The following is a 25,621-nucleotide window of genomic DNA, read 5'->3' as shown; positions in this document are numbered from 1 at the left end:
GGGCCCTTCCCGCGGACACCGTTTCCCGCGCGGGCCTTCGGTTCTGGACACGATCCGAATCGAGGGCCCGCGCCGGGCCATCCCGAGGGGAAAATTCGGTACCATCTATGGACCAGATCCGACCGAAGTGAGGCGACATGGCGTTGACAGTGGACATGGCCGTCATCGGGGCGGGGCCCACGGGCCTCTTCTGCGCGTACTACGCGGGGTTCCGCGGCCTGAGCGTCGCCGTGATCGACTCCCTGCCCGAACCCGGCGGCCAGATCACCGCCATGTACCCCGAGAAGATGATCTACGACGTCGCGGGATTCCCCGAGGTCAAGGGCCGGGACCTGGTCGACAACCTGGTGCGCCAGGCCGCGCCGTTCGACCCGCACTACCTGCTGGGCCGGAGCGCCCGAGAACTGGAGCACGTCGACGGCCGACCGGTCCTCACCCTCGACGACGGCACCGAAGTGGCCGCCGGCGCGCTCGTCATCACCGCCGGGATGGGGAACTTCAGCCCCCGGCCTCTGCCCGCCGCCTCCGGGTTCGAGGGCGACGGGCTGGTCTACTTCGTGCCTGAGCTGGACGCCCACCGGGACAAGGACGTCGTCATCGTCGGAGGCGGCGACTCCGCCTTCGACTGGGCACTGGCGCTGCACCCGATCGCGCGCAGCGTCACCATGGTCCACCGCCGCGCGAAGTTCCGCGCGCATCACGCCACAGTGGAGAAGGTGCGCGGCCTGGGCATCCCCATACACGTCAACACGGAGATCAAGGAGATCCTCGGGAACGGATCGGTGCGGGGAGTCCGCGCCTACTCGGCCGACGACGAGACCGAACGGGAATTCGAGGCGCACACCCTGGTCGCCGCGCTCGGCTTCATCGCCGACCTGGGACCCATCAAGAAGTGGAACCTGGAGCTGGAGGGGCGTCACATCCTGGTGGACTCGACCATGTGCACCAACCAGCCGCGCGTCTTCGCCGCGGGCGACATTGCCGAGTACACGGGCAAGGTCCGCCTGATCGCCACCGGATTCGGCGAAGCGGCGACGGCGGTGAACAACGCCGCGACGGTGATCCGTCCCGGCGCGTCGGTCTTCCCGGGCCACTCCAGCGACGAGGGGTGACGCCCGCGTCAGCGGCCGGGGACGGCCTTCTCCTCCGGAGACAGGGGCCACCGATGCCGTGACGCCCGCGTCAACTGCCGGGGCGGGCCGTTGACGTCGGAGTGTCCTCCTGCGGAGCGGCCTGGTCCTCTTCGGGGACGTCGGGATCGTACGGGTGCTCGGCGACGCACTCGGCGGACTCGGCCTCGAAGTCGGGTATCGCCTCCCCCTTGAGGAACCACCGGCTCTCGAAGCCGTACCGATCGATCTCTTCGAAGTAGCGGAAGGCCCAACCGTGCCGTCCGCTCAGGCAGTCCATTTGTTCCTGAGTGTAGGGATGGCGATCCCGCTCGGCGGGGAGCAGATGGTGGATCTGGGTGTTCTGCGATATGGCCGGAGGGGGCTGGGGATCGTCCGCGACCGGTTGGTCCGGCTCGGGCGCCTTCGTGTTCGCCGTGGCCACCCAGCCGACGACGAGGACGAACGGGACGGCGATGGCGACGAGCACCTTCCCCGCTTGGCGGAATCCGCCGAAGAACGACGCGGTGATGGCGAGGAACGCGCCCGCGACGGCTACCAGCAGAGTGAGGTTCCACAGGTCCTCGGCCCGTTGAAGTTCCCCTGCGGCAGGCGGGCCCGCAAAGCCGAGGAGCGCGGTGCCGATGAACGCCTGGCCGCCGATCATGATGAAGACCGGCGGCCAGACCGCCGCCGTGATAAGGAGAACGGCCACCGCCGTGCGACGGCGCGCGGGGCTGGGAGGTTCCGGATCGGTCATGGGGAGCCTTTCTTGGGGGAGGGGATTCAGCTCGCCCCTCCAGGGTAGCGATGATATTCCATATCTACTTGTGGAAGCCCCATCCAGTTCGTGGGACGGCGCCCGTGGGCAGATCGGGCTCCGTCGAGTCCGCCGGGCCGGGGCCGACCACGCGCCGTATGCCGGAACCGACTGTGACCGGTCCGGCGCCACCGGACACCACTGGCGGAAATGGCGAAGAACGCCATGGGATAAATGGTAGGCAGCACGCTGTCGATTCGCTCTCTGAGTTCTCTTCTTTTCTCTCAACCGGCTCATCGGCTGTCATTTTTAACGGGTTCCACCGCCTTTCTAGTGCCCAGGTCAATTCGGCCCGAACGGAAAGCCGATTAATGCCCGCTTTCGGTGAACCGCCGATCGGGCGAGGATGTTCAGTGAGGCCCGAACATGCCGACGCTCAGGCGGCCGGCGGGGACCATCTACGAGAGAGGAACCACTCGACCAGGCGAAGCACACCCTTCATCGCGGCGGACCGACCGCGGTGCCCGAGAACCGAAGCCCGTCGCCGCACGCCCGGTGCCGACACCGCCGAACCCGGCGCGCAGTCGGCATCCGGCCGGTCGACCCCTGCTCCTCTGTCCCGTTCTCGCACCCGACATGCCCGGCGATCCTCCGCCCGCTCCCGTATCCATCCTCAGTCGCGCATTCTCCTCACGGCGGGCGCGACCGAGAACTCTACACCCTGAGCACACGGCATTAGCAGTCCTTTATGGATTTGTGATTCCGCGCTGCGATTCAGAAGAAACGAAAGGAAATCCGCATGAGAAGAACGTCCATAGCGCTTCTCGCGGCGATCACACTGGCGGCCCAGATACTCGGGCTCGCCGTGTCCGCCACGCCGGCCGCGGCCGCGGACCGCGACGGCACCTGCGAAAGCGGCGAGTTCTGTTACTACTTCAACAGCGACAATCAGGGGTCCGTTTCGGACTTCACCGACTCCGTCAGCGATTATGGTACGTCGCAGCCGTCCTGTTACGACTTCAAGGGCGCGGGCAGCGGTCAGGGGGAGTGCATCAAGAACAATGCCGCCTCGGTCTGGAACCGGTCCAGCACGACAGTCCGGGTCTACTACAACACAGGCCACGGCGGCTCGTACCAGGATGTCGCGCCCGGATACAAGGGGCAGCTGAACAGCACGCTCTACAACAACAACGCCTCTCACCGGTTCCTTCCGGACTCCGAAGGAGGCAACGCTCGCGACGGTTCCTGCGACCGCGGCGAGTTCTGTTACTACTTCAACAGTTATAACGAGGGTTCGGTCTCGGACTTCACCGACTCGGTCAGTGATTACGGTACGTCGCAGCCGTCCTGTTACGACTTCAAGGGGGCCGGTAGCGGTCAGGGGGAGTGCATCAAGAACAATGCCGCCTCCGTGTGGAACCGGTCCGACAAGACCGTCCGCGTCTACTACAACACCGGCCACGGGGGCACCTATCAGTCGCTCAGCCCCGGTTACAAGGGACAGTTGAACAGCACCCTGTACAACAACAACGCCTCCCACAAGTTCACGACTGCTCCGGACGGTTCCGGCGGCGCTCGCGACGGTTCGTGTGGAGACGGCGAGTTCTGTTACCACTTCAACAGTTACAACGAGGGTTCGGTCTCGGACTTCACCGACTCGGTCGGCAATTACGGCACGTCGCAGCCGTCCTGCTACGAGTACAAAGGGTCCGGCAATGGCCAGGGGGAGTGCATCAAGAACAATGCCGCCTCCGTGTGGAACCGATCCGACAAGACCGTCCGCGTGTACTTCAACAGCTACTTCGAAGGCACGTACCAGGACATAGCGCCCGGTTACAAGGGCCAGCTGAACGGTACCCTCTACAACAACAACGCCGGGCACCGGTTCCTTACGGACTCCGACGACGGCAGCGGGGACACCGGCGGAATCGGCGCTCGCAACGGCTCGTGCGAGGACGGCGAGTTCTGTTACCACTTTAACAGCGAAAACCAGGGGTCCGTTTCCGACTTCGTCAAGTCGGTCGGCGACTACGGTACGTCGCAGCCCTCCTGTTACGAGTACAAGGGATCCGGCAATGGCCAGGGGGAGTGCATCAAGAACAACGCCGCCTCGGTCTGGAACCGGTCCGACAAGACGGTCGGAGTGTACTTCAACAGCTACTACGGAGGATCCTGCCAGGAAGTGGCGCCCGGCTACAAGGGACAGCTGACCGGTTCCCTGTACAACGGCAACGCCTCGCACCAGTTCCTCTCGGGATCCGACGGCTGCGAGAGCACCGGAGGCGGCGGCGGGGACACGGGCGGTTCCGGCTCCGAGAAGATCGAGCGGGTCATCGACGCCGCCCTCTCGCAGACCGGCAAGGGGCTGACCTACTCCTGGGGCGCCGGCGGCAAGTCGGGTCCGTCCTATGGAATCTGCTGCAGCCCCAGCGGGTACGACGACCGAAACCGTTACGGCTACGACTGCTCCGGCCTGACGCAGTACGCGTTCTGGCAGGGCGCGGGTATCGACATCGGCGGTTACACCGGTTCGCAGCAGTACAGCGGAACGGTGGTCTCGATGGGCAACATCAAACGCGGTGACATGATCTTCTGGGGCACGCCCGGCGGTGGCACCACGCATGTCGCGATCTACCTGGGCAACGGCCAAATGGTCGAGTCCTCCTGGCCCCGGACTTCGACCAGCGTGCACGTGACCAACGTGTACGGCGGCGATTTCGCGGTGCGGGTGTTCTGAAGGAAGACCAGCACGTGATGAGGTGAGACGGTGTCGCCGGGCGGGCCCGATCGAGGTCCGCCCGGCGACACCGTTCCGACTCAGCGGCCGACGCGCCCCAGCCACTCCCTCATGAGCGCCCCGAACAGTTCGGGCTGTTCGATCTGGGCGTTGTGGCCCGCCATGTCGAGGACGGCGAAAGTCGGGCCCATTCCGTCCCTGTGGACAGGCGCTCCCAGTGCATCAGACACAGCCGAACGCCATGAAGTCCGCATGCTCTTGCCCTACGCTGCGGTGCCCGCCCATCATTGACCGACGCCAGACGGACACCGATCAACTCTGTCGGCTAGAAGGGCCAGGTCGCGTTCTTTCCCTGTTCCAACAGGCTGATCATGGCGAACGCCTTGTCCGAGAGGCCGCCGAACGTGTGCCGGTTCCGCTCACCGGACGGAGCATGCCCGACGCGATGCCCTGCGAGGTTCCACGTGTACACCGGTACCCTGGCCGGAACGGCAGCGGTCACGTCACCCGCGTGCGACCAGTGGGCCTGCTCGTCGGTGAGGATCACGACGCGATCGTGGCCGTTGTAGTGGCGTTTCACCGCCCCGGCCGTGTCGGTCCCGCCGTTGAGGAAGTAACCGTCCGAGGTCCAACGTTCGACGCCGGCAAGGACGGATTCCCCGGCCTTGTGCGGGAAGACCAGCGAATCAGGACCGCGATGCCACCCCGAAGAGAACGACACCACGTCGGCCGTGTCGCATCGGGTCGCGAGCGCGAGCGCGAAGACGACGGCTGCGTCCCATCGCATGAGCGATCCGTCGCGGGAGAACGGAGAGTTCATCGACCCTGACGTGTCCACGAGGACGAGCGTCCGGCCGGATAGGGCGGGGATGTTCGCCACGGAGGCGTCGAGGGCTTGCTCCAGCGGCCAAGACCAGCGGAGGCTGGGTGCGGCGCGGTAGGCCGATAGGAACCGCATCGGCATGAGTCTGGATCGGCGTACTTGCTCTGAGTCGGTCAGGCGTTCGGCGGCGGTTTCGGCGGTGGTGTCGCTGACTCCGGCCTCGTCGAAGTTCCTCAGGTTGCGCAGGAGTGCGAACAGACCCATTGACGGGATGGCCGCTTCCCACAGGCGTGCCTTGTCGAGCCGGTCTCCCGCTAGTGAGAGCGTGTCCTCCCAGGTGAATCCGGCTTCTTTCAACCGGTCGGCGTTGAGGAGGACACTCGGGTCGCTTTCGGCTTCCTGGCGCAGTCGCGCGTTCGCGGCGACCATGGCCAGGTTGGCGGGGGTCGCGGCGACGTTCCCGAATCGTCGGTCGAGGGCGTGCTCGAACAGGGATTTCTGCCAGTCCTCGTCCGTGGCCGGGTGGGTCAGGTTGAGGACGTCGCCGAACCGGAACGCCTTGGAGGCCGTGTCGTACTTGAGAAGCGAGTACTCGCTGTAGAGCCGCTTGGCGGCATCGGCGATACCGCGCTTGACCGGCTTCGGCATTTTACGGCCGTAGCGGTGAGTCCAGTAGGCGAGCGCTTCGCCGGGCTCGTCGGCGCGTTTCAACGCGTCGGCGACGATCTGGCGGCCGCCGGGAACATCGGCCTCGACCATGGCACGGGCGGCCTCTAGAGCCGCGACGACGGAGGCCGACCGCATGCCGGCCTCCGACCGGAGCCATGCGGTGAACCGTGCCGTCCAGTCCGGATCGGCCACGGCGACGGCGGCGATGAGGTCGCGGTAGCGTTCGTCGCGTTCCCCTGCGGCCTCGTAGAACGTGTCCTCGCCGACCATGTTGGTCACGGCGAGGAGGAACAGTTCGGACTTCGCGTCGCGGGTGTGGCCGGCGCCGCCTTCGTGTGTGGTGGCGGACGGGTCGGCCTTCGAGCGAACGGGCGAGGTCTTTCCGGTCGGGAGCTTCTTGTTGAATTTCGCCATCGGGGGTGTCTTTCTCTTGGGTCGCACCGGAGGTCGCAGGCAGAGAGAATGGAGCGCCCGAGATCAGGGTGAGACGGCTTTTATCGCTCTGAAACGAGCGATCTGTCCGCAAGGACAGTGCAGGACTTGAACCTGCTGACCTAAGGGTCGTTGCCGAAGAAATCCGTCTCTTCGCACCGGGCGCTCCATCTACGATGGTGCGACCTCCCGAGATCAAGTCGACGCGGCGTCACGATGCTCTAGGCCGCTGAGCTAACCGCCTGAGGCGGTGCGGGATTTGAACCCGCGTCTTTCAGTTAACAGCTGAAGAACTCCGCGTCTGCGCACTGGGAGGTACGACTCCATTGTACGGCAACGAGAGACAGGCGGCATCTGATTTGTGTTCGTAGATTTCACCTGCGGCCGATGAATGCTGAGGCTGGTCGTCTGTTGTCGGCAAACGGTGTCGTCACCATGGGCGCCGTGGCCGCACGCGCGGCGACACCGACCCCGGTCGAGCGGACCGGCCGTCGACGCCGGTCCGCTCGACCGGGGCCGTCCGCCTCAGCTCCGCAGGATCATTGCGATGCCCTGTCCGCCAGCGGCGCAGACGGAGATCAGGCCCAGCCGCCCCTTCTCGCCGGTCCCGTGCAGCATCTTGGCGAGCGTGGCGACGAGGCGCGCGCCGGTGGCCGCGAAGGGGTGTCCGGTGGCCAGAGAGGAGCCGTTCACGTTGAGCCTGTCGCGGTCGACAGTTCCCAGGGCCCCGTCCAGCCCTATCCTCTTGCGGCAGAATTCTTCGTCTTCCCAGGCCTTCAGCGTCGCTAGGACCTGGGAGGCGAAGGCCTCGTGGATCTCGACGAAGTCGAAGTCGTCGAAGGTGAGGCCGTTGCGCTCCAAGAGCTTCGGCACGGCGTAGACGGGGGCGGTGAGCAGTCCGTCGGGCCCGTCGACGTAGTCGACGGAGGCGGACTGGACATCGTGGACGTAGGCGAGGACCGGGTGCCCGTTCGCCTTGGCCCACTCCTCGGACGACAGCAGCGCGGTGGCGGCGCCGTCGGAGAGCGCCGTGGAGTTCCCGGCCGTCATGGTCCCCTCGGCACCGCCGAACACGGGCTTGAGGCGGGCGAGCTTCTCCAACGTGGAGTCCGGGCGGAGGAACTGGTCGCGTTTCTGGCCCTTGAAGGGCGTCAGGAGGTCGTCGAAGAAGCCCGCCTCGTAGGCGGCGGCGAGCTTCCGGTGACTGGCGAGCGTGAAGGCGTCCTGCTCTTCGCGGGAGACGCCCCACTCCTTCGCCGTGAGGGCGGCGTGTTCGCCCATTGAGAGGCCGGTACGAGGCTCGGCATTTCGGGGGATGTCGGGAACGAGGTGGCCCGGCCGGAGCCGGAGGACGGTGCCGAGGCGCTTGCCGACCGTTTTCGCGTTGCGGGCCTTGATGAGGAGCCGGCGGGCCTTGTCGTTGACTCCGAGCGGCGCGTCCGAGGTGGTGTCGCTCCCGCCGGCGACGCCGACCTCGATCTGGCCCAGTGCGATCTTGTTGGCGACGCCGACGGCGGTCTCCAGGCTGGTGGTGCAGGCCTTCTGGACGTCGTAGGCGGGCGTGGCCGAGTCGAGCCCGGAGCCGAGCACGGTCTCGCGGGCGAGGTTGAAGTCCCTGGAGTGCTTGAGGACCGCTCCGGCCGCGAACTCGTCGAGGCGGCGTCCCTTCAGGTCGAAGCGCTCGACTAGGCCGTCGAGAGCGGCGGTGAGCATCTCCTGGTTCGAGCTCTCGGCGTAGGGGCCGGCCTCCTTGCCGAAGGGGATGCGGTTGCCGCCCAGGACGGCGACCGGCCGGACGGTTCGGGTGGATGTCAGTTCCATGGTTGTTCTCCCTTTGAAGGGGCCTGAGCAGTGTCTTCGTCAGGGGCGAACCCCTGCTTCGCCCCTATCTTACTTGCGCGTAAGATTACTTCAAAGTAATGTTACATTGATACTGAAGCATCTCCCACTCGGGAGGATACCCTTGACAGACGCGGGAGGGGACATGGCCGACCGATACGTACGCTTTGTGAACTCGAAGACGGGCAAGGGCCTGGCCAAACGCCTCGGCCTGCCGCCCGCGGCGCCGCTGCGGCGGTTCCGCCCCGGCGAGGACGAGTTCATAGCCACCGCCGCGATCGGCGGCGACGGCCGCGCCCGGGCCGCGATCGAGAAGAGCCTCAAAGGCCGCGGCATCGCCGTCCCGGAGACCGGAGACGGGCGCCTCGGAGGCCTGGTCTTCGACGCCACCGGTCTTCGAAACGGCGCCGACCTGGACGAACTGTACGACTTCTTCCACGGGCGGCTGTCCCGTCTGGAGAAGTGCGGGCGCGTCCTCATCCTCGCGGCCGGCCTGGAGGACTCGGACGACACGGACTTCCAGGTCGCCCAGACTGCGTTGGAGGGCTTCACGCGCTCGCTGGGCAAAGAGGTCGTCCCCGGCGCCACCGCGCAGCTGGCGCGGATCCCGCGCGGCGCAGAGGCGCACGTGGACGCGGTCGTCGGCTTCTTCCTTTCACGACGCAGTGCCTTCGTGTCCGGTCAGATCCTCGCGCTGGAGGCCCGTGAAGAGACCGCCGGCGGCGGCCTCGAAGGGCAGACGGCCGTGGTGACCGGCGCGGCCGGCGGCATCGGGAGGGAGACGGTCAAAGTCCTGTCGAACTACGGCGCCAGGGTCGTCTGCGTGGACATTCCCGCGGCCGAGGCGGGTTTGAAGGCCGTGGCCGAGGAGCACGGCGGAATCGCCCTCCCGCTGGACATCACCGACGGCGAGGCGGGGGACAGGATCGCCGCGGCGGCGCCCGACGGCATCGACGCCCTGATCCACAATGCCGGAGTCACCCGCGACAAGACCCTCGCGCGCATGGACGAGAAGCGCTGGGACTCCGTCCTCGCCATCAACCTGAAAGGCCCGCAGGCGATCACGCAGAAGTTCCTCGACGACGGAGTGCTCAACGACGGCGCCCGAGTCGTCGTGCTCTCCTCGGTGTCGGGCATCGCCGGCAACCGGGGCCAGACCAACTACGGCGCCTCCAAGGCGGGCCTCGTGGGCCTGACCAGGGCGCTCGCCCCGACAATGCGCGAGCGGGGCGGATCGTTCAACGCCGTGGCCCCCGGGCTGATCGAGACCCCGATGACGGCGGCCATGCCCGCCATGACGAGGGCCGTGGCCCGGCGCCTCTCATCGCTCGGGCAGGGCGGGCAGCCGGTCGACGTGGCCGAGGCCGTCTCCTGGCTGGCACTGCCCGGGACCGCCGCGGTCAATGGCCAGGTCCTGCGCGTCTGCGGACAGAACCTGATGGGAGCCTAGGAGGGACCATGGTCGAAGCGACGGCGCCGTCCAAGGCGTGGATGCTCTGGAAGGGCGCGCGGGACCTCGCGCGCCGCTACCCCGACCCCATGGACGCGGGCCTGCCGGGGGAACGGCTCACGCTCAGGGATGTCACGGTCAACCGAAGCGCGCTGCGGGACTACAACGCCGTCTGCGGCTTCGCCGACTCCGAACGGCTCCCCTTCACCTATCCTCACATCCTCGGATTCAAGAGCCAGATGGCGATCATGATGGACCGCGCCTTCCCCATGCCCGTGACGGGCATGCTGCACGTGTCCAACGAGTGCCGCCAGTACAAGGCCATAGGGCTCGCCGAGCACTTCGACCTGGAGGTGTGGGCCGAGAACCTGCGCCCCCACCACAAGGGCGTCGTCGTCGACCTGCGGACCGAGGCCCACGTTGCCGGAGAGGCGGTGTGGAGCGAGACGAGCACCTATCTGCGCCTGATGAAGCGTCCGGGTCCGCGTCCGCCCAAGGAGAACGGCGAGGAGGACCCGGTCGAGGGCGAGGTGGCGGAGTGGTTCGTCCCGCCCCGGCTGGGGCGGGACTACGCCGCGGTCTCGGGGGACTACAACCCCATCCACGTCTCCAAGGCCATGTCGAAGGCCATGGGCAACAAGGACGTCATCGCCCAGGGCATGTGGGGCCTGTCCCGCGCGGCCGCCGAGCTGGTGCCCGACGGCGCCGCCGACGGCATGAGGGTGGCCGTCGACTTCCGCCGCCCGATCCAGCTGCGGCAGAAGATAGGCTTCCACTCCCGCGACGGCGACGGGCCGCGGGAGTTCGCGCTGGTGCGCCTCAGGGACCGCAAGAGGTACGTCCGGGGAACGGTCTCGTTCGACCTCTGAGCGCCCCGTTCAGGACGCCTTGCGGGGCGCCTCCTCGCGGTCGGCCCTGAACAGGTGCGCCAGGCCGGGCCACATGATGGCCGTGAACTGGTCGCCGATCTCGTCCACGGAGATCTCGGGCCGGTCGATCAGCCAGTCCGACAGGGACTCGCAGGCTCCCACGAGGGTGTGCGCGGCGACGCTGATATCGGTCCCCTCGGTCTCCTCGCCGTGGCTGAGAAGCGAGGTGACGAGGCCGATCATGTTCTCGCGCAGGTGGCTCACCTCGGTGGAGACGGGGTCGCCGAGGTAGCGGGCGCGCCGGTACAGGACCGACCAGGCCCCCCGGTTGGCGTCGACGAACTCCAGGAATGCCCGCAGGCCGTTCCACAGCTGGTCCTTGGGCTCCTCGTGCCCGGAGACGGCCTCGCTGATCCGGGTGGCGAGCCTTTCGGACTCGCGCTTGATGCAGGCGATGAACAACCCCTCCTTCGACTCGAAGTAGAGGTACAGCATGGGTTTGGAGACGCCGCAGCGGACGGCTATCTCCTCCATGCCGGCGGCGTGGAACCCGTCCCGTGCGAAGACGGCCACGGCCGCGTCCATCATCTGCTGTTCGCGTTCGGCGCGCGGTACGCGCTTCCTCTGTTTCACCACAAAACTTTCTCCCGATAGGCTCTTGCACACTATCTTACCCTAGGGTAAGGTTACGCCCAAGTAAGAAAGATATTGCCGTTCGGCAATATTCAGAACTGGAGATTACCATGAGTGACAATCCGATCGCCGAGGTGGACTTCGCCTCGATCTCCCCCAAGGACTTCGCCCAGTTGGTCAAGAGCACTCCCAAGGACCAGATCCGAGAGCTCATGGCCGACACCGAGATCCGCACCGCGGTGCTCGACGCCGTCTTCGACCGCATGGGTAGCCAGTATAAGGGCTCCCGCAAGACCGAGGCCGTCATCCACTGGAAGATCCTCGACCGGCCCGACGGCGGGTACGACCTCTACGAGACGACCCTCTCCGGCGGAGACTGCGGCGTCACCAAAGAGCCCGAGGTCGACGAGCCGCGGGTGACCATCAAGCTCGACGCCGAGCAGTTCCTCAACCTGGCCAGCGGCAACGGATCCCCGCCGATGATGTTCTTCAGCGGCAAGATCAAGCTCCAGGGCGACATCGGCTTCGCCGCCTCCCTCGGCGGGCTCTTCAACATCCCCAAGGCCTAGGCCCCTTCCCGGGCCCCGGACCGGACGCCCGGCGCCCGCCGCCGGGTCGGGGTACAGTGCGATCTAAGAAATAGGAATGTGGAAATTCTATAATGTCTGATTCGTTCAATCTCGAGCTCTCCGAAGAGCAGGAGGATGTGCGCGACTGGGTCCACGGCTTCGCCGCCGACGTCATCCGCCCCGCCGCCGCCGAATGGGACGAGCGCGAGGAGACGCCCTGGCCGATCATCCAGGAGGCCGCCAAGATCGGCCTCTACGGACTAGAGGCCCTCGTCCAGTTCTGGGGCGACGACTCCGGCCTCCAGCTGCAGCTGGTCAACGAGGAGCTGTTCTGGGGCGACGCCGGCATTGGCATGGCCCTCTTCGGCACGACCCTGGCCGCCGCCGGCATCTACGCCAACGGCACCCCCGAGCAGATCGTCGAGTGGATCCCCCAGTGCTTCGGTGACGAGGCCACGCCCCAGGTCGGCGCGTTCTGCTCCTCCGAGCCCGAGGCCGGCTCCGACGTCTCCGCCATGCGCACCCGGGCCCGCTACAACGAGGCCGACGACACCTGGACCCTCTCGGGTCAAAAGGCCTGGATCACCAACGGCGGCATCGCCAACGTCCACGTGGTCATGGCCGTCGTCGACCCGGACCTGGGCACCAAGGGCCACGCCGCCTTCGTCGTCCCGCCCGGCACCGCCGGAGTCGAGAGCCCCGGCAAGATCAAGAAGCACGGCCTCCGCGCCTCGCACACCGCCGACGTCTTCTTCGACGACGTCGTGATCCCCGGCTCCTGCCTGCTCGGCGGCAAGGAGAAGCTCGACGCGCGGCTCGCCCGCGCCCACGAGCGCAAGGCGAACCCGGAGAAGGGCAAGGTCAAGAACCCGTCCATGTCGACCTTCGAGGTCTCCCGCCCGACGGTCGGCGCGCAGGCCCTCGGCATCGCCCGGGCTGCCTACGAGCACTCGCTGGAGTACGCCAAGGACCGCGTCCAGTTCGGACGGCCCATCATCGCCAACCAGGGCATCAGCTTCGCCCTGGCCGACATGAAGACCGAGATCGACGCCGCGAGGCTCCTGGTGTGGCGCGCCGCCTGGATGGCCCGCACCGGACAGCCCTTCGCCGCTGGCGAGGGCTCCATGGCCAAGCTCAAGGCCTCCGAAGTGGCGGTGAGGGCCACCGAGAAGGCGATTCAGATCCACGGAGGCGCCGGCTACAGCCGCGAGTACCCGGTCGAGCGCCTCTCCCGCGACTCCAAGATCTACACGATCTTCGAGGGCACCAGCGAGATCCAGCGCCTGGTGATCGCGCGGGCGATATCGGGGATGGAACTGCGATGAGCCGCAGCGGTCTGGTCCGAGCCCTCGGTGTGGGGCTGCACGTCCCCTATACGCTCGTCAAGAGCCGCGTCCTCCTGCCGGGACGCCCGGTCCGCATGGCCAGGCAGCTGTACTCGCTGGCCCGCTGGGGCATCTCCCCGGCGGGCGCCTTCCGGGCCAACGCCGCACGGGTGCCCCACCACACCGCTGTCATCGACCCCAGGGGGCACCTGACCTACCGGGAGTTCCAGGACCGCGCCACCCGCCTGGCGCACGCGCTCCCCAAACTTCACCGCCGCCCCCGTGTCGGGCTGCTGTGCCGCAACCACCGGGGGTTCCTCGAAACGGTCGTCGCCTGCTCCCAGCTCGGAGCCGACCTGGTCCTCCTCAACACCGGCGCCTCCGGCGCGCAGCTGAAGAGCGTGGTCGAACAGCAGCGGATCTCGATCGTCGTCGCCGACGCCGAGTTCGCGCCCGACCTGCACCTGCCCGACGACGTCCGCCTGCTGGTCGCCGACGAGTCCGACGAGCACCTGACCATCGACGAGGTCATCGCCCCGGAGAGGGCCGCCGTGATTCCGCCGCCGGCCGAGAAGGGGCGGACGGTCGTCCTCACCTCCGGCACGACCGGCACGCCGAAGGGAGCCAAGCGCCCCCACCCGAAGATGCGCTCCCTGACCGCGATGCTCTCGCGCATCCCCATGAAGACCGGATACCGGGTCCACATCCCTGCCCCGCTGTTCCACACCTGGGGCTACGCCGCCATGCAGCTGACCATGGCCGTGCGCGGGACCTTCGTCTTCACCGGGCGGTTCGACCCCGCCTCGTCGCTGCGGGCGATCGCCCGGCACGACTGCGACGCGGCCTTCGCGGTCCCGGTGATGCTGCAGCGCATCCTGGAACTGGACGAGTCCGAACTGGACCGCCACGCGCCGGAACGCCTGAAGGCCGTCGCCGTCTCCGGATCACGCCTGCCCGGCGAGCTGGCCACCCGCTTCATGGACCGCTTCGGGGATGTCCTCTACAACCTCTACGGCTCCACGGAGGTCTCCTGGGCCGCCATCGCCGCGCCCGGCGACCTGCGCCGCTCTCCCGACTGCGCCGGACGGCCGCCCTTCGGCACCGACCTGGCGCTCCTGGGCCCCGACGGCCACCCCGTCGCCGACGGCGAGCGCGGACGGATCTTCGTGTCCAATGAGATGCTGTTCGAGGGCTACACCTCGGGAGGCGGGCCGACCTCGCACGAGGGCATGTTCCAGACCGGCGACTACGGCCATTTCGACGCGCACGGCTCGCTCGTCGTCGAGGGCCGCACCGACGACATGATCGTCTCCGGCGGGGAGAACGTCATGCCCCGCGAGGTGGAAGACTGCGTCTGCGACATGGACGAGGTGGCCGAGGCCGCCGCAATCGGCGTCGACGACGAGCAGTTCGGGCAGCGCCTGGTCGCCTTCGTCGTCCTCAACCCCGGCTGGGACCTCGACGAGGCCACCCTCAAGCACCGAGTGAAGACCCGCCTCGCGGCGCACAGCGTGCCCCGCGAGGTCCATTTCATCGAAGGCCTGCCCCGCAACGCGACGGGGAAGGTCGTGCCCGGGGAATTGAGGCGGCTCCTGTCCGAAGCCGCGTGAGGAGAACAAACGAATATGAGCGACAAAGACGTCGCCCACTACGACGTCGTCGTAGTGGGATCGGGGTTCGGGGGCTCGGTGTCGGCCCTCCGCCTGACGGAGAAGGGGTACAAGGTCGCCGTCCTGGAGGCCGGCGACCGCTTCGACGACCCCTCCGAACCCGATCCGGCCAAGCGCCACGACAAGCTGCCCAAAACGTCCTGGCGTCTGCGCCGCTACCTCTGGGCCCCGTGGATGGGGTGCAAAGGGATCCAACGCCTGCATCTGCTGCGCGGCAAGAAGGGCAGCCGCGTTCTCGTCCTCGCCGGAGCCGGCGTCGGCGGAGGCTCGCTCGTCTACGCCAACACCCTCTACCGGCCGTTCCCCTCCTTCTACCGCGACCGGCAGTGGGCGGACATCACCGACTGGGAAGCGGAGCTCTCACCGCACTATGACACCGCCGAACGGATGCTCGGCGTCGTCGACAACCCGGTCCGCACCGAGGCGGACGCCGCGATGAAGCGCGTCGCGAAGCAGATGGGCGCCGAGGACACCTTCCGGTACACCCGCGTCGGCGTCACCTTCGGCAGGAAACCGGGAGAGTCGCTCGGCGACCCGCACTTCGGCGGGGAAGGGCCGCAGCGGCGCTCGTGCACCGAGTGCGGAGCGTGTATGACCGGCTGCCGCGAGGGCGCGAAGAACATGCTGACGGAGAACTACCTGCACCTCGCCGAGAAGGCCGGTGCCGAGATCCACCATCTGACCACGGTGCGGGACCTGCGCCGCGTGGACGGCCGGTGGGAGGTCCACACCCGCAAGACCGGGCCGTTCCGGCGCTCGCGCCCCTCGTTCACCGCCGATCACGTCATCCTGGCGGCCGGCACCTGGGGCACGCAGAGCCTCCTGCACAAGGTCCGATCCGAGGGTGGCCTGCCTAAGCTGTCGAAGGCGCTGGGCAGGCTGACGCGGACCAACTCCGAGGCGCTCCTCGGTGCCGAGCGGTTCCGACTCAAAGGGGAGGACCATTCCAAGGGGCTGGCGATCACCTCGTCGTTCTACCCCGACGAGCACACCCATATCGAGCCGGTGCGCTACGGCAAGGGCTCCAACGCCATGGGGCTCATTCGCACGCTCCTGGTGGAAGGCCCGACGCCGGGGGACAAGCGGCCGCGCGCGGTCAAACTCCTGATGCAGCTGGTGCGCCGACCATGGCTCCTGGCTCTCGTGCCCAAGATCCGCCGCTGGTCCGAGCGCGCTGTCATCACCCTCGTCATGCAGCACCGGGACAATTCCATCACCGTCGACGGCGCCAAGGGGAAGATGCGGGCGGAACCCGGGCACGGCGAGCCCAACCCGGTCTGGATACCGACCGGATACGAGGCCACTCGGCGCCTGGCCGACGAACTGGGCGGCGTCGCCGGGGGAACCTGGCTGGACCTGGCGAACATCCCGACGACGGCGCACTTCCTCGGCGGTTGCGCCATAGGCGACGATCCGGAGTCGAGCGTCATCGACCCCTACCACCGGGCTTGGGGGTATCCGAGCCTGCACATCGTGGACGGCTCGGCCGTCAGCGCGAACCTGGGGGTGAACCCGTCGCTGACGATCACCGCGCAAGCGGAGCGGGCGATGAGCATGTGGCCCAACAAGGGCGGGGCCGACCCCCGGCCGGAGCCGGGGGAGGGCTACCGCAGGACCGATCCCGTTGCGGCGGCGAATCCCGTCCTGCGGTGAGTCCGGGTCACTTTCCCGCGAGGATGTTGCGGAAGACCTCGGCCTTCTGCTTGGGGTCGTAGCCGTCGGGGACGCCGTCCACGAGGAACACTTCGCCGTCGATGTGGTCGGTGCGGTAGCGAAGGATGGCCTGGTAGGCGTCGGAGTAGTACCAGCCTTCGGCCTTCTCCTGGTCGGCGAACTCGATGACGACGACGTCCTTCGTCCACTCCTCGCCCTCGATGGTGCTGGTCTTGCCGCCGTGGATGAGCATCTTGCCGCCGTAGGGGGCGAGGGTCTCGCCCAGTTTGTCGAGGTACTCGACCATGTCGGGGTGCATCTCCCGCATGGTGAAGAGGCCGATTCCGTAGACTGCCATAGTCTGCCGCCTTTCCGCGATGTTACTTACGGGTAAGTGTAGACCTCCGGTCCCCTCCCATGCCAAGGTGGCGCGACCCAGTACTGGTATCTATAGGTTTTTACTGGTTGTACCGGTTACCGGTGGACGGGTGAGAAATCTTGAAAAATCTCCGAGCGGACCGTAACCCGGGCCGCGTCCCGATCGTTGAACCCAGATAAGCGTAGTCGGGTGGCGCGGCGGAACCTCCCCGCCGCGCTCCCACAGATCCGGACGTGACACTCTCGCGTCATCCGGCTCCTGCAACACCGGTCAGCGTGCCATTCTCGTCACCCAACGCCAATGCTCGAAATAGGCGGGGTACTCCTCGACGACTTGACACCAGCGGCGGATAAACCGCTTCCAGCTCCGAAACCGTCGATACTTTTTCCTCACCCACTTCGCCAGCATCGCGTTCAACTGTCCCAGAAGCGGATAGAGCTCGGAGCGACCGAATGACCCGTAATAGTTCATCCAGCCCCGAACGATCGGGTTGACCAACCGGGCGATCTCATCGAACCCCCGATCGGTTCGCCTGCCGATCCGCCAAGACCGCATCACCTGCGACATCCGTTTACGCGCCGCTCTACTGACAGCAGGCGAAAACGTCGTCATCCGCTCCCCGTCCCGGCGCCATCCTCCCGGCCTGCACCGGAAATCGAACCCCAGGAAAGTAAACGACCGCGGGCCACTCCATCGAACGTCGCGGTCATTTCCGCAGTAGACGATACGAGTCTTCTCCGGATGGAGCCGCAAACCCACCTCGGTCATCCTCACCTCCAGCGAAGCCAGGACTTTCTCCGCCTGACGCTGCGAAACGCAGTGAATCACCACGTCATCGGCGTAACGCTCGAACATGACCATCGGATGGGCACGTTCCAGCCAGGAATCCAGCGCCCAGTGCAGGAACAGGTTCGCCAACACCGGCGAGACCGGTCCCCCTTGCGCCAGCCCCCGTTCACGCGGTGCAACATCCCCGTCGGCATCGATGACCTCGCAGGCCAGCCAGCGGCGCACATAAAGCACCACCCAAGACGGAAGCCCAAGGGCCTCCACCGCCTTCACCAGCAGGTTCCAGTCCACCTCGTCGAAGAACGAGGCGATATCAACATCGACCACCCAAGACCGTGACCAGCACCGATCCCGGCAAACCTTCACGGCCTCCTTCGCTGAACGGCCCGGTCGAAACCCGTAGGAGTCGGAGTGAAACAGAGGTTCCACCACCTCCTCAACACGCTTCGCCACCACCGTCTGAGCGATCCTGTCGGCCACAACAGGTATGCCGAGAACCCGCCGACCACTGCCTGCGGGCTTCGGTATGGACACCGACCGAACCGGCTTAGGGAAATACGATCCCGACGCCATGCGATTCCAGATCTTGTACAGGCCTCCCTGCAGTGTCTTCGCATCACGACCGAAATCGTCGATCCCCACGCCGTCGGCTCCGGCGGCTCCGCCGTTACGGGCCACCGCCAACCAGGCGGCCCATACCTCCTCCCGGGACACGTCAAAAGGCTTCCCGGTCGCTGACCGTGATTCACTCACGGGGTTCCTCCCATCGCTGGTTGACCCAGTAATCTGAATCTGTATTGCCGGTCCCCTTCGCTCCACTCCCACCGCGCCAGCAAGAGGTTCGCCACTACTACGAGACCGTCCGCAATCCCCTGCCCGCATCGGTACTCGATTCCTCGCCGGCTAAGGCTCGGAACACTCCCTTCGCATCGAGCGAGGATCTTCCCACGTTCCATGCAGCCGCAGCAGACTGCGTTCACGCCCCCTTTACGCCGGATGCCGCCTGGCCAGTAAACGGGTTTCTGCCAGACTCCTCCCAGCCTCTTTTCGACAGGCCGGTTTTGACATCAGTTCAACGCTTTTCGACGCTTCAAACAGGGCCCCAGCCAGAGTCTCTGACACTGGATTTCACGCAACGTCTCCGCAGTCCCCACCTGACAGCTCAACGCTGCCTTCTAAACGTATCGCTCACCACAGTCCCGTTACCGGTCATGCAGCATACGCCGGTTTGAGACCCCCTCCCGAAAGGCGATCTCGGAGGGCCAACCTCCATCAGCTACACAGCACCTCGAAAACAGTTACATCACCACCTTCGAGTCCGTGGCACACCGAAAAAGGGCGCCCAGGCTCCTGTCGCCAAACTAGATCCTGGACGCCCACAAACACCTATCACCGCACCGAAGTGCGGTAAAGGAGGTTCCAGGCTACCATGAACTCCCAGCTCATCGCCGCATGCCGTGATCATGTCCTGAAGTCCCGCGAGAAGGTCGTCCTGCTGGTCCTCGCGACCTTCGCCGACGAGAACGGGGCTGTTGCCAAGGTCTTCGTCAACAACCTCGTCGAACTCACCGGCGCTTCCCGGCGCACCGTTCAGCGGGCCCTTCGCACGCTCGAAGACGCGGGTCTCGTCCAGCGCCACCGTCATCCGGGCGGCCCAAGCAGTTTCACCATTTCGATCGACACTCCAGCCGCCGCACCCGCACCCGCACCCGCACCCGCACCGTCACTCTCACCCGCTCCTGCTCCCACACCCGAGCCCGCACCGGCGCCCGAGCCGGAACCGGAGCCCGAAGTCGATTCCGACGCCCTCGAAGAAGCCTTGCTCACCGTCGGGAACTACTGGCGGATCTACAACGGCGGCCTGAAGTACATCCGCGATCATGTCGCCCGCCTCGTCGCCAAGGGCTGGGACGGGGATCAGATCTGCCAGGGACTCGGGCCGCGCACTGACGATCTCAAATCGCCGTTCGGCGTCATCAAACACCGCATGGACAACCTCATGCACTGGCATCCGCCGACCGGCGGTAAAGCCGCTCCGAAACGCCATTACCGTTGCTGGGCCTGCCAGACGCCGACCGACAACGAAAGCCGCTATTGCGATGCCTGCACGGCTCGCAAGGCGGAACCGCGAACGGTCACGAGCTGGAGAATGCTGCAAAAGTCAGAATCTTGACTGGACACCGGCGCGCCGACTCGGCGTGTCGCCGTTGACTCCCGGCGAGTCCCTACGCGACACTGAGCACTGGTCGAGCAGTCCCTATGGTTGTTCGAGGCCCACGCGGACCTCCAGTTCGCGCTGGTGTAGCGGCTCGCCAGACGAAGTTTGGCGACTGTGGCTGGCGAGCCGCCCTGTTAAACAAACGATCTCCCCGAAAGGAGAACCGCGTTCTCACACATCGTAGTTCATCCGCCTGCGCTCAGCCAGCCGAGAACACGCCGATGGAGGACGCCGGCTCTCGCGATGAGGGGAGGGAACGGTGAAAAGTCATGCCGATAATTCTCGACACCCTCATGTGGGATTCCTCTGTCGTCACGATCGTCAAAAGCTCCGGGCGCCAGACATTGTGGGTGCACGTGGACGGCGAGCGGGCCGCACTTGTGCACATCGGCGGGCGGTTCCTTCTTCCGCACCGGGGCTGGCAGCTCCCCGGCCTCGTCCGCGACTGGATGCTCGACGTCGCCCTGCGCGCCCACGCGATCGCCAACCTGATCGGCGGCGCCGACCACTACCTTGAGCGCCGCCCGATGGAGATGGTGGCCGGCGCATGAGCATCCTCTACATGCCCCGCGAGGCGATCCAGCTCCAGCCGCTCCACGTCGACGGAACCGAATTGGAGGCCTACCTCGATAAACGGACCAGCAATGTTTACCTTTTCGTCCCGGATAGGAACGAAGCGCCGCCCCATGAACGCCCTCCGGGTATCATCGCCAACTGCCACCGCTGGGCATGGCCAAGATTCGTGATCTATGACGAGGTTCTGTTCATGCGCTCACGGTCCGTTCCGGACTGGAAGCGGGAACTGAGCGACGCCATATCCCTGGCGGTAAGGCCGCTCCTCAACAGTGGCGAAGGAGGGCAGGGCTGGTGCAAGGAATGAAATTGGGCCGTGCCGACTCACGTCCTGCACGGCCCCTATCCCACCTTTGGAAGCGTTTTGCGCACCCGATCGGTGGAACTGGCCGCCGATGGTGGGGAAATCCTTGACAGGATCTCCCCACCAGGCTTAACATACTTGCGGTTTTTGTTTTTAGCGAGCCCGTGGGCTCGCCATGATGGCCTCGGCCGTCTGGATCGTTCCCGTCCCGCGCGGTTCCGATCGTCGGCCGGGCAATTTCCACCGGCCAAACCCACTCGCGTAAGCTGCGGCTGGTGTTCTACATGTCGGCGCAGAAAGCCATGGTGCGCCCGCCCCAATCAGCCGTTCTACCAGAAGAAGCGCAGCGAAGGCTGTAGGCATGTCCAGCGGGTCGACGTTTTTTGGGATCTGCTACGCGACAACAGTGCTTTCGCTTCCAAACCGCCGTGCGCCGCAACGTGGCCCGAAGGTGGCTATGGTACTGGATCTGGGCTTGACTTCCTCATTGAGACTCCTTGCAGCAGGCGCGCATTGAACACCTGTATGTTCACAAGGGGCCTTCCTGATGTCTGCCGAGATCTCTCGTAGCCCTTCGTAATATGGGAAGGAATAGATATCGACGATCATCTAGTCAGATGAAACGAGCTCATTCATTTAACATCGCGTACGGGAAATGATTGGTTCCTGGGTTCCTGCCGGTATTCCGTCCCGTAGGTAGGGGCACAATAGCAGGGCATTCAGTCGTGGTTTCATCTCCGCTACTGCCTTCGACGCCGGAAGTAACCGCTTCCCAAGGTCGGCTATCGTGAAGGGGCACATCCCGCCTCGCCTCAAGAGGGAAGGACCGACCTTGATCGCCAACCACACAGGACTTCGGATTCAACCATCATATCTCCTGACGATGGTCGTGGTTTCAGCGCTGCTTGTCTTTGCTTTCCCTAAAGCCACGATGGCTCAGAACGAGGAGTTCGCAAGTGGCAACTCCTGGGTTGTCGACCAGATCAAGGCTGGCAGCGCATGGTCCCAGACGAAAGGCAATGACGTGACGGTTGCCGTCCTAGATACTGGCATCATGGAGCACCCGTTTTTCGAAGGGAAGGATGTGCTCCCCGGCCATGACGTCTCGGGCGCTAGTGAAGATGGAACGGCTTATAGCCCCGTGGCGGACCACGGCACTCAGGTAGCAGGTGGCGTTCTCGCCATCGCGCCAGATGCGACGATCATGCCGGTTCTAGTGTGGAACTCATTGTCCGAGGACAACGAGATCTCAGCCAACCCACAGCGGGAGGCCGATGCGATCAGGTACGCGGTCGACAACGGCGCTGACATTATCAACTTCTCGATCACCGGGTCTCCCAGTGAAGTGGTTACGGAGGCGCTGCAGTACGCGATCGACAAGGGAGTGGTTGTTGTCGCCGGCGCTGGGAATGATCCGGGATCAGAGGTCGGGGCTCCTGCCAACGTCGCGGGCGTAGTTGCCGTGGCTGGCGCAGGCAAGGACGGCCGTCCGTGGAAGGACTCGACGGTGGGACCTGAGATTGCGGTGGCGGCTCCCGCTGCGGACCGTACATGTCTGGTTGGGCAGCCGCAGGAGGAGGTCTCCTGGGCGCCGGATTCTAGCAAGAGCGACGAATTGTACGAAGATTGCGAAGGCACTTCCCTCGCTGCGGCCAATGTCTCTGGAGTGGCCGCGCTGGTCAAGGCGGCGAATCCTAAACTAACAGGAAACGACATTGTCCAACGGCTGATCTCGACTGCGTCGGGGGATGGAACACGCGACAGTGAACTGGGCTATGGAATCGTTGACGCTGAAGCAGCCGTGAACAGCGACATCAGCGGAATCGAGGAAAACCCACTTGGCTACCCACTTGGTGGACCTGGTGAAAGCGGCAGTAATGCTCCTGAGGGTTCTGCTGAAGAGGGAAAGCAGGACGAGCAGGCTTCTGCCGACGCGGAAGACGCCAATTCGTTCGCCACGTCGTTCTTGCCATGGGCTTTCGGTGGGGTCGTCCTCTTGGCAGTCGCTGCCGTTGTGATCGTAGTAGTTGTCAGAAAGCGCACACAGTCAACCGGTCTCCTTTAATCGTCGTACTCCTCGGGGTCCAGGTACACGCCGAACGAGAACTGGTCCTCGAACATGCGCCGGCGCTTTTTCTGCTCACCGTCCTCGTCCTCCGGATCGGTGTGTGGTCGGCGGCCTGACGCTGGCGCGCTTCTTGAGGGGGCCGCTTGACTGGAATTTCGGCTGGGCCCTGCATTTCGATCATTCCTGGCAGCGGCTTGGGGATTGCGACCACCAGGTTGCCCTTGCCCACCGGCTTGAGTGCCCACTGACGGCCTCAAGTTGTTCGTGGCAGTATTTCCGGTTGCAAACGAACCTTCGACTGGACCTGGAATTGTTGGGGCACCGCCAGCAGGGTTCGGAGTAACGATGTTCCCGAAAAGCCCCATTTTCGGCGGGGCCGGCGTCGCACTCGCTAGACCGGCCGAAGGGTCGGTGTCCAGGTCGTCGTATGTGGTGAAGTCCCACGCTTGAGGCATATCGTCGTCTTCGTCGTTTCGGTCGTCCGTTTGGCTGGAATCAGCGGTGGGAGTCTCATCGCTTTGAACGGGTTCATCACGATTAGTCTCCTGATTGGGTCGCCGATCGTCTGTGACGAGGCCAGAACCCGGTCGCTCATAGGGATTGCGAGACGCCAGACCAGTCGGCTTTACATCGTCCTCTACTCGTTCTTGGGAGATTGTAAACTTGTACTCTGCATAGACCGATCCCAAGTCGGCTACGATCTGGGCCACCCGATCATGGCGGTCGCTCTTGTAGGCTTCCCACTCGCCAAGGGCCTTTGATTCCTTGAACTGCTTCTTCTTCTGGTAGTCGTCCCCATATACGCCGGTGCAGAAGTCGTGGAAGCCAAGGTTATACGCCGGGTTCAGACTGAACTCTCCGTAATCGCCCTGTTCTTTTGCTTTGGAATGCGCCTCGGTGATCGCGGATTGGATGCGGTCGAATTTGTCGGTTTCCACCCCCTTGAAGTACCTAGCCTTCCGGCCCAGGTAGTCGTAGAACTCGAGCATGGCCTCTGCGAACGAGTCAGACGCGGTGCCGGTCCAGAACTCACGAAGCGTGGCCATGTTCTGGTTCAACTCGTTCGCGAATCCTTCGATGCCTTCTCCCGCACGCCGCCACATGAGGCCGGTATGAGCGATCGCTTCAGAGTTGGCGGACATGAGTTGGTCCCATAGCTCTTCGTGGGAGTAATTCTCGCGGTAGTGGTCAAAGCCGTAGCCGGATCCTGAGCTTTGCTCTATAGTCATCGCTGTCGTGCTCTCTCGCGGGGGTCGTCAGTCAAATTCGTTGAACAGCTTTGAGAAGTCGGCAGAGATCGCCTCATCCGTCTCGACGTATCGGTCTCGAGCCTCCGCCGCCGCGTTCGCCGCTTCGGTCCCGTAATGCCGGATCTCGTCCAGTTCCTGTGTTCTCGGCTGGTACAGGTCGTCAAAGTAGGTTGTGCGAAGGTCCATGGCATCGTCAAACGAGCCGAGTTCCGGATCATCGCCCTGATACGTGACCGTTTGGCCCAGAAGTCCGTTTCCATTTTCATCGAACCGAGGACCCTCGTAAGCGATCCCTGTAGCCAGCTCATTGACGACTTCGACGAACTCATCTACTGAACGGCCGGTTTTTCGGCAGAACTCGTCTATGGCGTCTTCATCGACTTCCACGACCCGCTGGTCCCCGAGGTAAATGGCAACGCCGGAAGACGTCTCAGCTTCTTCGGTACGAAAGATGGTGGGGACATCGAATTCATCGTGGTCTTCAGATTCGCTGCTATCGTATCGATCGGTCATGGGGGAAATGTCCTATTGCTGGTAGAGCGCAACTTGCATTAGTCGTCGTAGGGGTCGTCCTTCTTGAAACCCCACATGTCGCGAGCGTCCGGATCTACCCATGGCTCGTCATGTTCAAAATCGAACTCTTCGTCGTAGTCAGGGTCCCGAGGCCTCCAGAACGAGTCCGACTTGGCTTGGGAGTCCGGCACCTCGACGGTATGTTGAGCGCTGGTGAGCACTTGCTGTCCCCCGTACTCCTCGCCGGCCAGACCCCAGTCATCTGGCTTCTCTACCGGTTTGGCGGTGGGAGCGGCATGCTGAGCAATGATTCGCAAAACTTCGATCGTGGTCGGGTCACGGTTATCGAAACCGGCTCGCACTTCCACATCCAATGGCACGTCCCAGAAAGAGATGGTGCCGGATTCGAGTTCATTGCCGATTCTGCGCCACATCTCATCGTGGTGGGTGCGCAGGAGGGTAATCAGGCCCCAGTGAACTTGGGTTCCATCGTCGTCAGCACTCCGTTTGAGCAGGTACGCATGAAGAGCTCGCGGGGTGAAATTCTTCTTGAAATCGAAGGTCTCAGGTTCTCGCTGGTGGCGGAGAGATTGATCGACCTGGTGAGCCGGGTCGAAGTCAGGGTGGTTTTCTCGTTCCCGAGAGAGGACTGTCGGCTCGCCGGCCACATGGCTGTAGATCAAGGCAAGGATGTCTTGAGTGTCTTCGCAGTACAGCCGGAGGCTGCGCTTAACAAATGTACGGTTCTCCTCGGAGGCCAGGACTTCCCACAAGTCCATCCGGCCATCTTGCAGCTTCTGGCCGATCTCCTGCCACCACGGGTCAGGGTGATCGACAAGAACTCGTATCAGAGCCCAGTGGCGGTCAGGGTCGGCCGACACAGAAAGATCGGTGTGGTGTCGCTTCAGTAGCTCAGCGAGACCGTCCACCGACATGGCTTCCGAGCCGTTTGAGGTACCGGCCACCATGTACCTCCTCTCCGCGCTGTC

General features: G+C 64.9%; 22 protein-coding genes and 1 pseudogene. 13 read left to right on the top strand and 10 right to left on the bottom strand.

Annotated elements, in window-relative coordinates; translation table 11 throughout:
- The first annotated feature begins 137 nt into the window (after nucleotides 1-137).
- Entirely contained in the window at nucleotides 138-1,112 is a 975-nt protein-coding gene (locus ACFTE1_RS10185) for an NAD(P)/FAD-dependent oxidoreductase (protein ID WP_380622205.1), read from the top strand.
- Nucleotides 1,113-1,182: 70 nt separating this feature from the next.
- On the opposite strand, the gene ACFTE1_RS10180 is transcribed toward ACFTE1_RS10185, so the two are convergent.
- Complete coding sequence (locus ACFTE1_RS10180; RefSeq protein WP_380622207.1) at nucleotides 1,183-1,869, bottom strand: hypothetical protein; 687 nt, start codon at nucleotides 1,867-1,869, stop codon at nucleotides 1,183-1,185.
- Nucleotides 1,870-2,668: 799 nt separating this feature from the next.
- Between ACFTE1_RS10180 and ACFTE1_RS10175 the strand changes: the two genes are divergently transcribed.
- Nucleotides 2,669-4,606, top strand: a complete 1,938-nt coding sequence (locus tag ACFTE1_RS10175; RefSeq protein ID WP_380622209.1) for a peptidase inhibitor family I36 protein — start codon at nucleotides 2,669-2,671, stop codon at nucleotides 4,604-4,606.
- Nucleotides 4,607-4,686: 80 nt separating this feature from the next.
- On the opposite strand, the gene ACFTE1_RS10170 is transcribed toward ACFTE1_RS10175, so the two are convergent.
- From ACFTE1_RS10170 to ACFTE1_RS10160, 3 genes are all read right to left on the bottom strand, one after another.
- Nucleotides 4,687-4,797, bottom strand: a complete 111-nt coding sequence (locus tag ACFTE1_RS10170; RefSeq protein WP_380622211.1) for an alpha/beta fold hydrolase — start codon at nucleotides 4,795-4,797, stop codon at nucleotides 4,687-4,689.
- A gap of 134 nt (nucleotides 4,798-4,931) precedes the next feature.
- Entirely contained in the window at nucleotides 4,932-6,512 is a 1,581-nt protein-coding gene (locus ACFTE1_RS10165; RefSeq protein ID WP_380622213.1) for a TROVE domain-containing protein, read from the bottom strand.
- Between the two features lie 543 nt (nucleotides 6,513-7,055).
- The gene (locus tag ACFTE1_RS10160) at nucleotides 7,056-8,351 is read right to left on the bottom strand and encodes an acetyl-CoA C-acetyltransferase (protein WP_380622215.1); all 1,296 of its coding nucleotides are present in this window, start codon (nucleotides 8,349-8,351) and stop codon (nucleotides 7,056-7,058) included.
- A gap of 163 nt (nucleotides 8,352-8,514) precedes the next feature.
- On the opposite strand from ACFTE1_RS10160, the gene ACFTE1_RS10155 reads away from it, so the two are divergent.
- Nucleotides 8,515-9,819: a 3-oxoacyl-ACP reductase gene (locus ACFTE1_RS10155; protein ID WP_380622217.1), complete on the top strand. Its 1,305-nt coding sequence runs from the start codon at nucleotides 8,515-8,517 to the stop codon at nucleotides 9,817-9,819.
- 8 nt (nucleotides 9,820-9,827) lie between these two features.
- Nucleotides 9,828-10,688 (top strand): MaoC/PaaZ C-terminal domain-containing protein, encoded by an 861-nt coding sequence (locus ACFTE1_RS10150; protein WP_380622220.1) that lies wholly within the window; start codon nucleotides 9,828-9,830, stop codon nucleotides 10,686-10,688.
- A 9-nt stretch (nucleotides 10,689-10,697) separates the two neighbouring features.
- On the opposite strand, the gene ACFTE1_RS10145 is transcribed toward ACFTE1_RS10150, so the two are convergent.
- Nucleotides 10,698-11,321, bottom strand: coding sequence for a TetR/AcrR family transcriptional regulator (locus ACFTE1_RS10145; RefSeq protein WP_380622222.1), 624 nt, complete (start codon nucleotides 11,319-11,321; stop codon nucleotides 10,698-10,700).
- 110 nt (nucleotides 11,322-11,431) lie between these two features.
- Here ACFTE1_RS10145 and ACFTE1_RS10140 point away from each other — a divergent pair, with 110 nt between their 5' ends.
- The 4 genes from ACFTE1_RS10140 to ACFTE1_RS10125 all read left to right on the top strand — a co-directional run bounded on the left by ACFTE1_RS10140 (nucleotide 11,432) and on the right by ACFTE1_RS10125 (nucleotide 16,538).
- Nucleotides 11,432-11,890: an SCP2 sterol-binding domain-containing protein gene (locus tag ACFTE1_RS10140; protein WP_380622224.1), complete on the top strand. Its 459-nt coding sequence runs from the start codon at nucleotides 11,432-11,434 to the stop codon at nucleotides 11,888-11,890.
- 92 nt (nucleotides 11,891-11,982) lie between these two features.
- On the top strand, nucleotides 11,983-13,215 hold the full coding sequence (locus ACFTE1_RS10135; RefSeq protein ID WP_380622226.1) for an acyl-CoA dehydrogenase family protein: 1,233 nt from the start codon (nucleotides 11,983-11,985) through the stop codon (nucleotides 13,213-13,215).
- Nucleotides 13,212-14,825, top strand: a complete 1,614-nt coding sequence (locus ACFTE1_RS10130) for an AMP-binding protein (protein ID WP_380622229.1) — start codon at nucleotides 13,212-13,214, stop codon at nucleotides 14,823-14,825. The genes ACFTE1_RS10135 and ACFTE1_RS10130 overlap by 4 nt, the downstream gene beginning before the upstream one ends.
- Before the next feature lie 15 nt (nucleotides 14,826-14,840).
- Complete coding sequence (locus ACFTE1_RS10125; RefSeq protein ID WP_380622231.1) at nucleotides 14,841-16,538, top strand: FAD-dependent oxidoreductase; 1,698 nt, start codon at nucleotides 14,841-14,843, stop codon at nucleotides 16,536-16,538.
- Between the two features lie 7 nt (nucleotides 16,539-16,545).
- On the opposite strand, the gene ACFTE1_RS10120 is transcribed toward ACFTE1_RS10125, so the two are convergent.
- Both ACFTE1_RS10120 and ltrA read right to left on the bottom strand, forming a co-directional pair.
- Nucleotides 16,546-16,896, bottom strand: coding sequence for a DUF1330 domain-containing protein (locus ACFTE1_RS10120; protein ID WP_380622233.1), 351 nt, complete (start codon nucleotides 16,894-16,896; stop codon nucleotides 16,546-16,548).
- 291 nt (nucleotides 16,897-17,187) lie between these two features.
- Nucleotides 17,188-18,420 carry a group II intron reverse transcriptase/maturase gene (ltrA, locus tag ACFTE1_RS10115; RefSeq protein WP_380618290.1) on the bottom strand — a complete coding sequence of 411 codons (1,233 nt, stop codon included), beginning with the start codon at nucleotides 18,418-18,420 and terminating at the stop codon, nucleotides 17,188-17,190.
- A 715-nt stretch (nucleotides 18,421-19,135) separates the two neighbouring features.
- Here ltrA and ACFTE1_RS10110 point away from each other — a divergent pair.
- The 5 genes and pseudogenes from ACFTE1_RS10110 (at nucleotide 19,136) to ACFTE1_RS10095 (ending at nucleotide 22,866) form a co-directional block, all read left to right on the top strand.
- On the top strand, nucleotides 19,136-19,879 hold the full coding sequence (locus ACFTE1_RS10110; RefSeq protein WP_380624445.1) for a helix-turn-helix domain-containing protein: 744 nt from the start codon (nucleotides 19,136-19,138) through the stop codon (nucleotides 19,877-19,879).
- Between the two features lie 314 nt (nucleotides 19,880-20,193).
- Nucleotides 20,194-20,475: a hypothetical protein gene (locus tag ACFTE1_RS10105; protein WP_380624447.1), complete on the top strand. Its 282-nt coding sequence runs from the start codon at nucleotides 20,194-20,196 to the stop codon at nucleotides 20,473-20,475.
- Nucleotides 20,472-20,804, top strand: coding sequence for a hypothetical protein (locus tag ACFTE1_RS10100; protein ID WP_380624449.1), 333 nt, complete (start codon nucleotides 20,472-20,474; stop codon nucleotides 20,802-20,804). The genes ACFTE1_RS10105 and ACFTE1_RS10100 overlap by 4 nt, the downstream gene beginning before the upstream one ends.
- A gap of 175 nt (nucleotides 20,805-20,979) precedes the next feature.
- Nucleotides 20,980-21,236: pseudogene (locus ACFTE1_RS23675) on the top strand (IS110 family transposase); the annotation flags it as partial.
- Nucleotides 21,237-21,633: 397 nt separating this feature from the next.
- Nucleotides 21,634-22,866, top strand: a complete 1,233-nt coding sequence (locus ACFTE1_RS10095) for a S8 family serine peptidase (protein WP_380624451.1) — start codon at nucleotides 21,634-21,636, stop codon at nucleotides 22,864-22,866.
- Here ACFTE1_RS10095 and ACFTE1_RS10090 read toward each other — a convergent pair.
- Genes ACFTE1_RS10090 through ACFTE1_RS10080 form a run of 3 tightly spaced genes read right to left on the bottom strand, consistent with a single transcriptional unit; the run spans nucleotide 22,863 to nucleotide 25,600 of the window.
- Nucleotides 22,863-24,098, bottom strand: coding sequence for a WXG100 family type VII secretion target (locus ACFTE1_RS10090; RefSeq protein ID WP_380624453.1), 1,236 nt, complete (start codon nucleotides 24,096-24,098; stop codon nucleotides 22,863-22,865). The genes ACFTE1_RS10095 and ACFTE1_RS10090 overlap by 4 nt on opposite strands.
- Nucleotides 24,099-24,125: 27 nt before the next feature.
- Nucleotides 24,126-24,632, bottom strand: coding sequence for a hypothetical protein (locus ACFTE1_RS10085; RefSeq protein ID WP_380624455.1), 507 nt, complete (start codon nucleotides 24,630-24,632; stop codon nucleotides 24,126-24,128).
- 38 nt (nucleotides 24,633-24,670) lie between these two features.
- Nucleotides 24,671-25,600 carry a hypothetical protein gene (locus ACFTE1_RS10080; RefSeq protein ID WP_380624457.1) on the bottom strand — a complete coding sequence of 310 codons (930 nt, stop codon included), beginning with the start codon at nucleotides 25,598-25,600 and terminating at the stop codon, nucleotides 24,671-24,673.
- Nucleotides 25,601-25,621: the final 21 nt, after the last annotated feature.

This window comes from Salininema proteolyticum (genome assembly GCF_042685645.1).
GTDB lineage: Bacteria > Actinomycetota > Actinomycetes > Mycobacteriales > Micromonosporaceae > Salininema > Salininema proteolyticum.
This window is presented reverse-complemented; position numbering and strand designations above follow the sequence as displayed.